The organism is uncultured Sphingomonas sp. (assembly GCF_964237335.1).
Lineage (GTDB): Bacteria > Pseudomonadota > Alphaproteobacteria > Sphingomonadales > Sphingomonadaceae > Sphingomonas.
Genome location: NZ_CAXSHM010000013.1, coordinates 1 through 11836, shown reverse-complemented (window position 1 = coordinate 11836; position 11836 = coordinate 1). Strand labels below are relative to the sequence as shown.

The window sequence follows — 11836 nt, the reverse complement described above, 5'->3', positions numbered from 1 at the left end:
GAAGAAGCGATATTTGCAGTACAACGCCACCGAGGTGCCGCGGCCGGGCGCGGGCGAGCTGCTGGTCCGGGTGCATGCGGCGGGCGTCAACCGGCCGGACGTGATGCAGCGCCAGGGCAGATACCCGCCACCGCCCGGCGCGCCGACGATCCTGGGGCTGGAGCTGTCGGGCACGGTCGTTGCGCTGGGCGAGGGTGTCGGCGCGGAACTGCTCGGCCAGCCGGTCTGCGCGCTGGTCGCGGGCGGTGCCTATGCCGATTATGCCGTCGTTCCCGCGGGCCAATGCCTGCCGGTGCCGCCTGCGCTGTCGATGACGGAAGCGGCGGCGATCCCCGAGACGCTGTTCACCGTGTGGACCAACCTGTTCGAGCGGGCCTATGCGACCGAGGGCGACAGCGTGCTGGTCCACGGCGGCACCAGCGGCATCGGCACGATGGCGATCGCGCTCGGGCAGCTGTTCGGGCTGACGGTGATCGTGACGGCGGGCTCGGCCGAGAAATGCGCGGCGGCGCTGGAGCTCGGCGCGGCCCATGCGATCGACTATAAATGTGAGGACTTCGTCGCCCGGGTGGCGGAGATCACCGGCGGGCGCGGCGTCGCGGTGGTGCTCGACATGGTCGGCGGCGACTATCTGCCCCGCAATCTCCAATGCCTTGCCGAGGACGGGCGCCACGTCTCGATCGCGGTGCAGCGCGGCGCGGAGGCGTCGATCCCGATCTTCGACATCATGCGCCGCCGCCTGACGCTGACCGGCTCAACGCTGCGCGCCCGCGACGCAGCATTCAAGGCGCTGGTCGCAGACGAGCTGTCCCGCCAGGTCTGGCCGCACGTCGAGGCGGGGAAGCTGCGGCCGGTGATCGACCGGGTGTTCCCCCTCGACCAGGCAGCGGACGCGCACCGCCGGATGGAAGCGGGCGACCACGTCGGCAAGATCGTGCTGACGATGGGGTAGGCGTAGCTCCACCACCAACCACCCGTCATTCCCGCGACTGCAGGAATCCCGCTTCTTCCCACCCGTCCGTCTGCCGGGAGATCATCGATGAGGCGCGGTTGGCTCTACATCATGGCCGACCGTTACCGTGGGACGATCTACATCGGCGTGACGTCCGACCTCCCCGCACGCATCCACCGGCATCGGGCGGGCGACGGTTCGGACTTCTACCGCCGCTATGGTCTGCACCGGTTGGTCTATGCCGATTCGACCGAGTTGGTCGTCGATGCGATCGCGCGGGAGAAGGCCATGAAGAAGTGGCGGCGTGCTTGGAAGATCACGCTGATCGAGACAACCAATCCCGATTGGCATGACCTGTCCGACCTGATCGGCTGACGGGTCTAAGCGGGATTCCCGCTTTCGCGGGAATGACGGGGAGTTCTTGCCCTGCGGATCGGTTCGGCCTAGACCGTTGTCATACGAGGCCGCTCCGGGAAGGGGCGGCCGTTTTTGTTTTGGAGTTCCGCCGTGGCCCAGCCGCTCATGCCTCACGCGACCGCCTCGTGGATGGTCGACAATACCTCGCTCTCGTTCGAGCAGATCGCCGATTTCTGCGGGCTCCACATCCTGGAGATCCAGGCGATCGCCGACGACATGGCCGCCACCAAGCTGACCGGCCGCGATCCCGTGCGAACCCATGAGGTGACGCAGGACGAGATCGACAAGGGCCAGGCGGACCCGAACTATCGGCTCCAGATGATCAAGGGTCCCGAGCAGGTCCGCCGCACCAAGGGCCCGCGCTACACGCCGGTGTCGAAGCGTCAGGACAAGCCCGACGGCATCGCCTGGATCATCCGCAATCATCCCGAGATCACCGACGGGCAGATCGGGCTGCTGATCGGCACCACCCGCACCACCATCGCCGCGATCCGCGACCGCAGCCATTGGAACATCGCCAACATCACGCCCAAGGATCCGGTGACATTGGGCCTGACCACACAGCGCGAACTGGACGCGGCGGTCGCCAAGGCGGCCAAGGCGGCCGGCATCGAGCCCAACCAGACCGACACCCGGTTGGAAGGCGACCGCGAGGCGCTGCTGGTCAGCCTGCGTGCGGAGCGCGAGCAGCAGGCGCGCGACGCCGAAGCCGCGGCGCGCGGTGAGGTGACCGATGTGCGCGCGCTGTTCGAGGACCCCTTCCGGCGTTGATTCCGACGCCCGCTACCGGCCTGTCCTACCCGCTGGGAGATCGCGCGCCCGAACCGGGCGAGACGATCGAGATCGCCCCCGGCCTCCACTGGTGGCGCATCTCGGTTCCGGGGCCGCTCAAGCACGTCAACGGCTGGCTGCTCGATGACGGCGACACGATCGTCGCGGTAGACACGGGCATCGCGGGCCGCAAGGCGACGGCGGCGTGGGAGGCGATGCTGGCGGGGCCATTCGCCGGGCGCCACGTCGCCCGAGTGATCTGCACGCATTTCCACCCCGACCACAGCGGGCTTGCCGGATGGTTGTGCCGCCGGTTCGATGCGCCGCTGCTGATGACGCGTGCCGAGTCGCTGATGCTGCGGTTGCTCGCCGCCGATGCCCGCGATGCCGTGCCGGACGAGGCGATCGCCTACTGGCGCGCCTGCGGGTGGGACGAGGCGCAGATCGCCGCCGAAAGCGCAGCCGGTTGGGGGCGGTTCGCCCGGTTCGTGACACCGCCGCCGCTCGGCTATCACCGGCTGGTCGAAGGAGACCGGCTGGCGATTGGCGCGCGCGAGTGGCGGATCGTGACGGGCAACGGCCATAGCCCGGACCACGCCTGCCTGCTCGACGAGGCGGGCGGCATTCTGATCGCGGGCGATCAGGTGCTGCCGCGGATCAGCTCCAACGTTTCGCTGGGCGTGATCGAGCCGGAGGGCGATCCGCTCGGCGATTGGCTGTCCTCGATCGCCAAGCTGCGTAGGCTACCGGCCGACCTGCTCGTGCTGCCGGGCCATGGCGAGCCGTTTCACGGCCTGCACCCGCGCCTCGACGCGCTGGCGGCCGAGCATCGCGAGCGGCTGGACGCGCTCGCGTTGTGGCTGGGGCAAGCACCGCGGCGCGCCGTGGACTGCTTCGCGGCGTTGTTCCGGCGGCCGGTCGGCGACGATGTGCTGAGTCTCGCGACCGGCGAGGCGCTCGCACACCTCCGCCGGCTGGAGCGCGAGGGGCGGGCGGTCCGTACGGTCCATACTGGGCGGGATGACGTCTGGTGGTGGACGGCCACCTGACCTAGCGTGGCCGGGCTACGTATCGCGATTCGGAAGAGAGCCAGGCCATGTGCGACGACCATAGTATCGAGGACAATAACCGGCTGCTGGGCGACGTGTCGCGCCGCGGGTTCGGCGTGCTGACGGGCATGGCCGGCCTTGCCATGATGCTGCCCGCGCCCGCCGACGCGCTGACGATCGCGGGCCGTGACGTGTCGATCGCGACGCCGGACGGCCACGCGGACGCCTATTTCGTCGCGCCGTCGAGCGGCAGGCATCCCGGCGTGCTGGTCTGGCCGGACATCATGGGGCTGCGGCCTGCGTTCCGGCAGATGGCCGATCGGCTGGCGCAATCGGGCTATGCGGTGCTGGTGGTGAACCAATTCTACCGCTCGACGAAGGCACCGTTCCTCGCCCCGGGCGAGAGCTTCGACCAACCAGATGTCCGGGCCAAGATCATGCCCTTCACCAAGGCGCTGAGCCCGGACGGCACGACGCGCGACGCGATCGCCTTCATCGGCTTCCTCGACGCGCAGCCCCAGGTGGACAGGGCGCGGGGGCTGGGCACCACCGGCTATTGCATGGGCGGACCGATGGTGTTCCGCACCGCGGCGGCGGTCCCCGGCCGCATACGCGCGGGCGCGACCTTCCACGGCGGCGGGCTCGTCACCGACGCGGCCGACAGCCCGCACCTGCTGATCCCCAGGATGAAGGCGAAATATCTGATCGCCATCGCCGCCAACGACGACGCCCGCGCGCCGACCGACAAGGACACGCTGCGCACCAGCTTCGCCGCCGCCAAGCTGCCCGCCGAGATCGAGGTCTATGCCGGCACGATGCACGGCTGGTGTCCGCCCGACAGCCGGGTGTACGACGCGCAGGCGGCCGATCGCGCATGGGGCCGCATGCTGGCGCTGTTCGGCCCCGCGCTCGCCTGAAGGAGCAAAGACCATGAGCCTCACCCTCTATACCAACCCGATGTCGCGCGGCCGGATCGCGCGCTGGATGATCGAGGAGGTCGGCGCACCGTATGAGACGGTCGTGCTCGGTTATGCCGACAAGATGAAGGCGCCGGACTATCTGGCGATCAACCCGATGGGGAAGGTCCCGGCGATCGTCCATGACGGCAGGGTCGTGACGGAAGTAGCGGCGATCTGCGCCTATCTCGCCGACGCTTTCCCCGACGCCGGACTTGCGCCGCCGCCGTCCGAACGGGGCGAGTATTACCGCTGGATGTTCTTCGCCGCCGGGCCGGTCGAACAGGCGGTGACCAATCGCTCGATGGGGGTGACGGCGGACGAGCAGAAGTCGCGGATGCTCGGCTACGGCACCTACGACAAGGTCGTCGAAGTTATGGATCAAGCGCTGACGGGTCGCGAATGGATCGCGGGCGATGCGTTCAGCGCCGCCGACGTGGTGTTCGGCGCGCAGATCGTCTGGGGCATGCAATTTCAGACGATCCCCAAGCTGGACGCCTTCGTCGCCTATGTCGCCCGGCTGACCGCGCGCGACGCGTACAAGCGCGCGGCGGCGCTGGACGACGCGGCGATGCCGATGGCGGCTTAGGGTATTTCCTGGTCAGTCGTACTCATCCTCCCCCGCCAGGGGGAGGGGGACCAGCGAAGCTGGTGGAGGGGGAGGCAGCCGAGACGTTCACCGTTCCTCCCCCTCCGTCCGGCTGCACCGGCCACCTCCCCCTGGCGGGGGAGGAAAGAGGCGCAGGTGTCGCTTCGATGTTAGGACGGATCCTAGGCCGTCATTCCGCATCAAGCCCGGGTGACGATTGCTTGGTGGTCAGCACCGCCATCCGCTCCGGCAACTGCGCCCGGATCGTCCTGCGCATCGTGACGTCGGCCGTGCCCCAGCCGACGATCTCCTCGATCGTCCGGCCGCAGCCGGCGCACCAGCCGGTCGCGTCATCGATCACGCAGACGTTGACGCACGGGCTGGCTGCGTCCGCGGGCATGGGCCCGCCGCGGTCGGTCACCGGTGCCGACGTGCTACGCCGCCCATTGCGCCAGCCAGTCGGCCAGCCCCTGCGGGCTCATGTGGCGCGCGTCGGACAGCGCGGTCTCGTGGCCTGCGTCGACCAGCCGGTCGGTCTTGGGATCGACTATCAGCACCGCGGGAACGCCAGCGAGCCGGCCCTTGATGCCGTAATGCTCGGCGATCTGGCCGTTCTTGTCGAACCGGCCGACGTCCACCGTCACCACCTCGTAATGTTTCGCCACGAACGCATCGATCCCGGGCAACCGGATCGTGCCGGCCAGAATGCGGCAATCGAGGCACCAATTGCCGCCCAGATCGATCAGCAGCCGCTTGTGGGCCTTCAGCGCGCGCGCCTTGGCGACGGCGATCGTCTGGTCCGCGTTCGCGCCCTCGTCATAAGGTAGCGGCAGCGGCTGGGCGAGCTGGTCGAAGCTGGTCGCGGCGACATGCGGCGCCGGGGTCGCGGCGATCGACAGCGCGGCGGGCAGGGCGGCGGCGGACAGCGCGAGCGCGGCGGTGAGGATCGAAGGACGCATGGCAGGTTCTCCCGTTGATGGCAGCCTTCTTGCCTGCCGATCCGCGCCGGCCAACCCCTATCCGGCTATCGTGGCGCGAAGAAAATCCGGTATCGGCCCGTTCCAGCCGTCGTCGCCGGGAGTGTCGCGCGGCTCGTCGCGGCGGGGGCGAGGATCGGGCCGGCGTTCGTCGCGCGGCGGCCGGGCTTCGCGAACGATGACCTCCGGCTCTGCCACGGCCTCGGGCACGACGGCCGCTTCCCGCTCACGCGGCGCGCGTTCCCGACGACGTGGTGCGCGCTCCTCGCGGGGGGCTCGCTCCTCACGGGGCGCTGCGGCCTCCGCCGCCGGTTCGCGCTCCGCCGGGGACAGCCGCTCGATCTGCTGACCCGTCAGCTTCTCGATGTTGGCGATGTTCTCGGCGTCGTCAGGCGCCACGAAGGTATAGGCCGTGCCGGTCGCGCCCGCACGGCCCGTGCGGCCGATGCGGTGGACGTAATCGTCCGGGTGCCAAGGCGCGTCGTAATTGATGACGGTGCTGACGCCCTTGATGTCCAGCCCGCGCGCGGCGACGTCAGAGGCAACCAGCACGTTGACGACGCCGGACTTGAACAGCTCCAGCTCGGCGATCCGCTGCGGCTGTTCCATGTCGCCATGGATTTCGCCGGACTTGAGCCCGGCCTGCTTCAACACCTTGTTGAGGTCGCGCACCGTCGTCTTGCGGTTGCAGAAGATGATCGCGTTGGTCACCTCCACCTGGTCGAGCAGCCGGCGCAGCGTCTCGCGCTTGGCGGACTGCGACGCGACGGTCACCAGATATTGCTTGATGTTGAGGTTGGTCGACGCGGGACGCGACACCTCGATCTGCTTGGGATTGTCGAGGAACTTGTCCGCCAGCTTCTTGATCGGCGGCGGCATCGTCGCGGAGAACAGCAGCGTCTGGCGTTGCTTTGGCAGCTTGGTGCAGATCTCCTCGATGTCGGGGATGAACCCCATGTCGAGCATCCGGTCCGCCTCGTCGATCACCAGCATCGAACAGCCGGTCAGCAGGATCTTGCCGCGCCCGAACAGATCCATCAGCCGGCCGGGCGTCGCGATCAGCACGTCGACGCCGCGCTCCAGCGCCGCGATCTGGTCGCCCATCTGCACGCCGCCGATCAGCAGCGCCATCGAGAGCTTGTGGTATTTGCCGTATTTCTCGAAGTTCTCGGCCACCTGCGCGGCGAGCTCGCGCGTCGGCTCCAGGATCAGGCTGCGCGGCATGCGCGCGCGGCTGCGGCCATGGGCGAGAATGTCGATCATCGGCAGCACGAAGCTGGCCGTCTTGCCGGTGCCCGTCTGGGCGACGCCGATGATGTCGCGCATCATCAGCACCGACGGGATGGCGCTGGCCTGGATCGGGGTCGGCTCAGTATAGCCGGACTCATTCACCGCACGCAGCAGTTCGTCGGAAAGGCCGAGATCGGCGAAGTTCATGCAAGGTTACCGGAAGAGTGGGCACAGGCGGCCACTCGCGCGCGCCTCGCCAACATGATCCGGCCCGCGATGTCAAGGTTTGGGGCCGGTCGACGCAGCAATCCGGCTGCGCGAGCGCAGCCTCTGCGACGATCTCAGCGCCTCGGAACCAGTCGTCTGAAACTGTGGATCGGGCAGGCAGCGCCCGACCGCGAGCGGATCGAATCGCGGCCAGCGCACACCTGCCCATCGCTCGTCGGCTTGATGTAGAATCCAAGGTAATAGTCGAGCGCCGGGCAATCCGATTCCAGCAGCGCGCGGGTACGCTGGCCGTCCGCCATGATGAGGTCGACGCTACCGCTGCGTGGCACGGTGGCGCCGATGATGTCCTCCGCCGGCACGCAGCGCGCGCCCTTCTTCTCGGTCCAGCGGGGCGCCGGTTCGCCGGGCAGGGACGAGGCCGCGAGATCGGGGTCGCGCCGCATCCGGGGTATCCGGATCACGATGCGTTCGTGGATCGACAGCTGCGCCCATTGCACGGGCGCATCGTTGGGCGGCGCCGGTCCCTGCGCGGCGCCTGGAACGGCCGCGACGAGCGCGAGAAGGGGAATAAGGCGGAAAGTCATCGACTGCCCGTGTCTTAGGCGTAACGATTGAACCGTCGATGAACTTGGCCGCAGGGCGCTTCCGGCGACGAAAGCGCCCCGGTAGAAGACGGTATGACGCCCGCGCAACAGTCGCTGCTCGACGACCTCTCGCCCGTGCTCGGCGCGAAGGGCATCACGACCGATCTCGCCGACATCGCGCCCTGGACGATCGACTGGCGCCGGCGCTACCGGGGCGAAGCGCCTGCGCTCCTGTCGCCCGCCTCCACCAACGAGGTGGTGGCCATCGTCCGCGCAGCGACGCGCCACCGCGTGCCGCTGGTAGCGCAGGGCGGCAACAGCTCGATGGTCGGCGGGGCGACGCCGCCTCCGGATGGCGCGGCGCTGCTGCTGTCGCTGCGGCGGATGAACCGGATGCGCGGCCTCGATGCCGACGCGGGGCTTGCAGTGTGCGAGGCGGGCGTGATTTTGGCTGACCTGCAGGAAGCGGCGCTGGCGCAGCGGCGGCGCTTCCCGCTGACGCTGGGCGCGCGCGGGAATGCGACCGTCGGCGGTCTCGTGTCCACCAATGCGGGCGGTACGCAGGTGCTGCGCTGGGGCACGATGCGCGGGCTGGTCGCGGGGCTGGAGGCGGTGCTGCCCAGCGGCGAGGTGTACGACGGGCTCGCCGCGCTGAAGAAGGACAACCGTGGCTACGACCTGACGCAGCTGCTGATCGGGGCGGAGGGAACGCTGGGCGTCGTCACCGCGGCGACGCTGCGGCTGGCGCCCGCGATCGCGCAGCGCGGCGTCGCCTGGGTCGGGGTGGCGGACCCGGCCGCCGCGCTCGTCCTGCTCCGGCGGTTGCAGCGGCAGACCGAGGCGGTGGAGAGTTTCGAGCTGCTGCCGGCCGAGACGCTGGCGGCCGTGCTGGCGCATGTGCCGAGCGCGCGGTCGCCGCTGGCGGGCGGGCATCGCTGGCATGTGCTGGTCGAGGCGGTGACCGGCGATGCGGCCGCGCGTGCGCCGGCCGACGAGCTGGCGGACTGGCTCGCGCCGTCGATCGCCGACGGGCTGGTCGAGGATGCGGTGATCGCGTCGAGCGAGGCGCAGGCCGAGGCGTTCTGGGCCTTACGCGACGCTATCTCGGACGCGGAGCGCGCGACCGGTCCGGCGGTGCAGCACGACATCTCCGTGCCCGTTGAGGCGATGCCGCGTTTCATGGTGGACGCGGCTGCGGCGGCGGAGGCGCGCTTTCCCGGCACGCGCGCGAGCGGCTTTGGGCATCTGGGCGACGGCAACGTCCACTTCCACGTTCGCGCGCCGACGGGTGTCGACCGCGACCGCTGGTACGCCGACGAGGCGCCCGCGATCACCCGGTTCGTCCACGACCAGGTGGCGGCCGCCGGCGGCTCGATCTCGGCGGAGCATGGCATCGGCCAGATGAAGATCGCGGAACTCGAACGGCTGGGCTCGCCTGCGCGCCTGGGCGCGATGCGCGCCATCAAGGCCGCGCTCGACCCGCTCGGACTGATGAACCCGGGCAAGCTCGTCGCGCCCATGCCCGGCGACCTGGCCGACCAGCCCGCGCTTGCGCGCGGCGACCTGCCCGAATAGGGCCGCGCGCTACCATCAAGACGATCCGTTCAGCCTACCAGCAGGAGTCCCGCACCATGGCCAGCGTCGCCCCGTCGCTTCCGCTCTTCTACAACGGGCTCGAGCCGCTTTCGAGCGAGACCCATCGCGACTGGCGGATCCGGCCGCGCGAGTCGGCGCCGTTCCTGCTGGGGCAGCACGCCATCCCGGTGACGGTCGAGGAGTTCCCGCTCGTCCAGCGGCATTTCCCCATCATCTTCTCGCAGGGCGACGAGGCGGTCCCGCTCGCGCTGCTCGGCCTGAACGAGGGCGTCAATACCTTCGCCGGCGAGGACGGCCGCTTCTACGAGAATGTGTACGTCCCCGCCTATGTCCGGCGGTATCCGTTCATGCTCGCGCGGCTGAGCCCGGACGCCGAGCAGCTGTCGCTCTGCTTCGACCCGACGACCGACGTGATCGGCGCGTTCGACGAGGGTGATCGCCTGTTCGAGGCGGACGGCCAGCCCAGCCAGGCGGTCAAGGACATTCTCGCCTTCAACGAGCTGTTCGAGCAGGCGGGACAGCGCACCGCCGCCTTCACGACCGAGCTTCGCGAGCTAGGCCTGTTGATGGAGGGCGAGACGACCATCACCGAGGACGGCGCCGAGCAGCAGCCGTTCGTCTACCGCGGGTTCCAGATCGTGAACGAGGAGAAACTGGCGTCGTTGCGGGGCGATCAGCTGCGCAAGATCAGCCAGTCGGGCCTGCTCCCGCTCGCCTATGCACACCTGTTTTCGCTGTCGCTGATGCGCGACCTGTTCGCGCGGCAGAAGGACCAGGGCAAGATGCCTATGCCGACCCTCACCTTCTGAACTCAGCCGCCGGATCGGCCTTGACGATCTTGCCGAAAACTTTCGGGCCGGCAGTCTTGAAGCAACTTTCGGCCCACCCCATTGTTACTCCTGCGACGCCGTGTCCCCCCCCTTTCGCGGCGTCGTGCGACACGCTTTCAGCGTGTCTCCTCCCTGAACCTCGGCCACCTCGCGACCTGTTCGCGAGGTGGTTTTTTGTGGACGCCCCCAATATTTCCGGCCCGTCACTCGGCAGCGAGGATCGCGCCGGTGAGAAGGCCGGTGCTCGCGACGTGGGAGATTTCGTCGAGCACGGCCCGGATCAGCACCCCCATGCGGGCCACGCCATCCGCGACCGGCCGATCGAGTGCCGCATCGAGGTAGAGCGACCGGTCCAGCTCGATCTGCACCGCATGGATGCCGTCGGCCGGGCGCCCGTGCCGCTCGATGACGTGGCCCCCCGCATAGGGCCGATTGCGCGCGCTCGGCACGCCGTGTTCCGCCGCGATCCGCTCGACGATGCCGGCCAGCGCCGCGTCCGCGCTGGTCTCGTGTCGGTCACCGACCACGATCCGTGCCGGGGCCACGCCCGGCAGCGGCGGCATCGAATGCAGGTCCACCAGCACCGCCGTCCCGAACCGACGCCGCGCGGCCGCCAGCGTGTCGGTGAGCGCGGCATGATAAGGCCGGTGGTCGGCGGCCACCCGCGCCGCGATCTCCGCATCGGTCCAGCGGCGGCGCCACAACTCGCCCCGCCCGTTCGCCCGGCGCGGCACGAGCCCCAACCCGTTGCGCAGCTTCGCCCCCGCCGCGCCCGTGCGACCGGCATGGCCTGCCGCGCCCTCGTCCACCGCCGGGTCCCGCTCGTCCTCGCGCCGGTTGAGGTCGATCCAGGCCCGGGCCTGACGCTGCACCAGCAGGATCTCGTCGCCCAGCGCGGCCAGCGCCACGCGGTCGACATGCCGGTCCTCCAGCGAGCGGACCGCGGCGAGCGGCACCAGCAGCGCTGCCTGCAACGCCGCCGGATAGTCGCGCCCGGCATGCGGCACCGACAGCACCACGGGGCCTGCGGGGATCATCGGGCCGAACCGGTCGAAGGACAGGGGCGTCATCCCGGGCAGGTGTGGACGCCGGCGCGCGCCGCCGCAATCGGCATGGCTGTGCGCGCGGTAAATTGTTAAGTCCTGCAGCCTAGACGCGCGTGTTCTGGGACAAAGGCCGCCGATGATCCGTATCCTGCTTGCCGAGGACGATGCCGTCATGCGCGAATATCTGGCGCGCGCGCTCGAACGGTCGGGTTATGCCGTGTCGGCGGTGGACCGCGGCACGGCGGCGCTGCCGCTGCTGGAGGCGGAACGGTTCGACCTGCTGCTGACCGACATCGTCATGCCCGAGATGGACGGGATCGAGCTTGCCCAGCGCGCGGCGACGCTCGCGCCCGAAATGCGGGTGATGTTCATCACCGGCTTCGCGGCGGTGACGCTGAAAGCCGGGCGCCAGATGCCGCAGGCGCGCGTCCTGTCCAAGCCGTTCCATCTGCGCGACTTGGTGCTGGAGGTCGATCGGTTGTTCGAGAGCGAGACGGCGACGGGCCTCAACTGATCGCTTGCGCCGCGTCGCAACGCTGGCTAGGGCACCGGGTGTGGGCGTGTAGCTCAGTGGTAGAGCACTGTGTTGACATCGCAGGGGTCGCAAGTTC

Annotated in this window: 13 protein-coding genes and 1 pseudogene (1 of these 14 cut by a window edge); 9 read left to right on the top strand and 5 right to left on the bottom strand. The window is 69.4% G+C overall.

All coding sequences use genetic code 11. The features are described 5' to 3' along the window. From ACFE65_RS08360 to ACFE65_RS08335, 6 genes and pseudogenes are all read left to right on the top strand, one after another. A pseudogene (locus ACFE65_RS08360) lies at nucleotides 1–952 on the top strand (NAD(P)H-quinone oxidoreductase); it begins 123 nt to the left of the window's first position. Nucleotides 953–1039: 87 nt separating this feature from the next. Next, complete coding sequence (locus ACFE65_RS08355) at nucleotides 1040–1327, top strand: GIY-YIG nuclease family protein (protein ID WP_375381899.1); 288 nt, start codon at nucleotides 1040–1042, stop codon at nucleotides 1325–1327. Between the two features lie 132 nt (nucleotides 1328–1459). Further along, the gene (locus tag ACFE65_RS08350) at nucleotides 1460–2140 is read left to right on the top strand and encodes a cell cycle transcriptional regulator TrcR (protein WP_375381898.1); all 681 of its coding nucleotides are present in this window, start codon (nucleotides 1460–1462) and stop codon (nucleotides 2138–2140) included. After that, complete coding sequence (locus tag ACFE65_RS08345) at nucleotides 2137–3189, top strand: MBL fold metallo-hydrolase (RefSeq protein WP_375381897.1); 1053 nt, start codon at nucleotides 2137–2139, stop codon at nucleotides 3187–3189. Before ACFE65_RS08350 ends, ACFE65_RS08345 begins: the two co-directional genes overlap by 4 nt. Before the next feature lie 47 nt (nucleotides 3190–3236). Next, nucleotides 3237–4106, top strand: coding sequence for a dienelactone hydrolase family protein (locus ACFE65_RS08340; RefSeq protein ID WP_375381896.1), 870 nt, complete (start codon nucleotides 3237–3239; stop codon nucleotides 4104–4106). Nucleotides 4107–4119: 13 nt separating this feature from the next. Beyond that, the gene (locus ACFE65_RS08335) at nucleotides 4120–4734 is read left to right on the top strand and encodes a glutathione S-transferase family protein (RefSeq protein ID WP_375381895.1); all 615 of its coding nucleotides are present in this window, start codon (nucleotides 4120–4122) and stop codon (nucleotides 4732–4734) included. 190 nt (nucleotides 4735–4924) lie between these two features. Here the strand turns inward: ACFE65_RS08335 and ACFE65_RS08330 are convergent, their stop codons facing one another. The 4 genes from ACFE65_RS08330 to ACFE65_RS08315 all read right to left on the bottom strand — a co-directional run bounded on the left by ACFE65_RS08330 (nucleotide 4925) and on the right by ACFE65_RS08315 (nucleotide 7753). After that, nucleotides 4925–5134 carry a DUF1289 domain-containing protein gene (locus ACFE65_RS08330; protein ID WP_375381894.1) on the bottom strand — a complete coding sequence of 70 codons (210 nt, stop codon included), beginning with the start codon at nucleotides 5132–5134 and terminating at the stop codon, nucleotides 4925–4927. Nucleotides 5135–5168: 34 nt separating this feature from the next. Next, nucleotides 5169–5693: a thioredoxin family protein gene (locus ACFE65_RS08325; protein ID WP_375381893.1), complete on the bottom strand. Its 525-nt coding sequence runs from the start codon at nucleotides 5691–5693 to the stop codon at nucleotides 5169–5171. Between the two features lie 57 nt (nucleotides 5694–5750). Continuing rightward, a complete protein-coding gene (locus ACFE65_RS08320; protein WP_375381892.1) occupies nucleotides 5751–7148 on the bottom strand; it encodes a DEAD/DEAH box helicase in 1398 nt (465 codons plus the stop codon). A gap of 134 nt (nucleotides 7149–7282) precedes the next feature. Then, nucleotides 7283–7753, bottom strand: a complete 471-nt coding sequence (locus tag ACFE65_RS08315; RefSeq protein WP_375381891.1) for a hypothetical protein — start codon at nucleotides 7751–7753, stop codon at nucleotides 7283–7285. Between the two features lie 93 nt (nucleotides 7754–7846). Between ACFE65_RS08315 and ACFE65_RS08310 the strand changes: the two genes are divergently transcribed. Together ACFE65_RS08310 and ACFE65_RS08305 are read left to right on the top strand one after the other, a co-directional pair. Continuing rightward, entirely contained in the window at nucleotides 7847–9328 is a 1482-nt protein-coding gene (locus ACFE65_RS08310; RefSeq protein ID WP_375381890.1) for an FAD-binding oxidoreductase, read from the top strand. Between the two features lie 56 nt (nucleotides 9329–9384). Further along, a complete protein-coding gene (locus ACFE65_RS08305) occupies nucleotides 9385–10158 on the top strand; it encodes a SapC family protein (protein WP_375381889.1) in 774 nt (257 codons plus the stop codon). A gap of 224 nt (nucleotides 10159–10382) precedes the next feature. Here ACFE65_RS08305 and ACFE65_RS08300 read toward each other — a convergent pair whose 3' ends face one another. Then, nucleotides 10383–11249 (bottom strand): N-formylglutamate amidohydrolase, encoded by an 867-nt coding sequence (locus tag ACFE65_RS08300; protein ID WP_375381888.1) that lies wholly within the window; start codon nucleotides 11247–11249, stop codon nucleotides 10383–10385. 112 nt (nucleotides 11250–11361) lie between these two features. Here ACFE65_RS08300 and cpdR point away from each other — a divergent pair, with 112 nt between their 5' ends. Next, nucleotides 11362–11739: a cell cycle two-component system response regulator CpdR gene (cpdR, locus tag ACFE65_RS08295; protein WP_375381887.1), complete on the top strand. Its 378-nt coding sequence runs from the start codon at nucleotides 11362–11364 to the stop codon at nucleotides 11737–11739. Nucleotides 11740–11836: the final 97 nt, after the last annotated feature.

Bases quoted from the DNA above. Each gene is read 5' to 3' on its own strand.
- ACFE65_RS08300 (WP_375381888.1), bottom strand. From the start codon at position 11,249: ATGACGCCCCTGTCCTTCGACCGGTTCGGCCCGATGATCCCCGCAGGC.
- ACFE65_RS08310 (WP_375381890.1), top strand. From the start codon at position 7,847: ATGACGCCCGCGCAACAGTCGCTGCTCGACGACCTCTCGCCCGTGCTC.
- cpdR (WP_375381887.1), top strand. From the start codon at position 11,362: ATGATCCGTATCCTGCTTGCCGAGGACGATGCCGTCATGCGCGAATAT.
- ACFE65_RS08305 (WP_375381889.1), top strand. From the start codon at position 9,385: ATGGCCAGCGTCGCCCCGTCGCTTCCGCTCTTCTACAACGGGCTCGAG.
- ACFE65_RS08335 (WP_375381895.1), top strand. From the start codon at position 4,120: ATGAGCCTCACCCTCTATACCAACCCGATGTCGCGCGGCCGGATCGCG.
- ACFE65_RS08315 (WP_375381891.1), bottom strand. From the start codon at position 7,753: ATGACTTTCCGCCTTATTCCCCTTCTCGCGCTCGTCGCGGCCGTTCCA.
- ACFE65_RS08330 (WP_375381894.1), bottom strand. From the start codon at position 5,134: ATGCCCGCGGACGCAGCCAGCCCGTGCGTCAACGTCTGCGTGATCGAT.
- ACFE65_RS08325 (WP_375381893.1), bottom strand. From the start codon at position 5,693: ATGCGTCCTTCGATCCTCACCGCCGCGCTCGCGCTGTCCGCCGCCGCC.
- ACFE65_RS08340 (WP_375381896.1), top strand. From the start codon at position 3,237: ATGTGCGACGACCATAGTATCGAGGACAATAACCGGCTGCTGGGCGAC.
- ACFE65_RS08355 (WP_375381899.1), top strand. From the start codon at position 1,040: ATGAGGCGCGGTTGGCTCTACATCATGGCCGACCGTTACCGTGGGACG.
- ACFE65_RS08320 (WP_375381892.1), bottom strand. From the start codon at position 7,148: ATGAACTTCGCCGATCTCGGCCTTTCCGACGAACTGCTGCGTGCGGTG.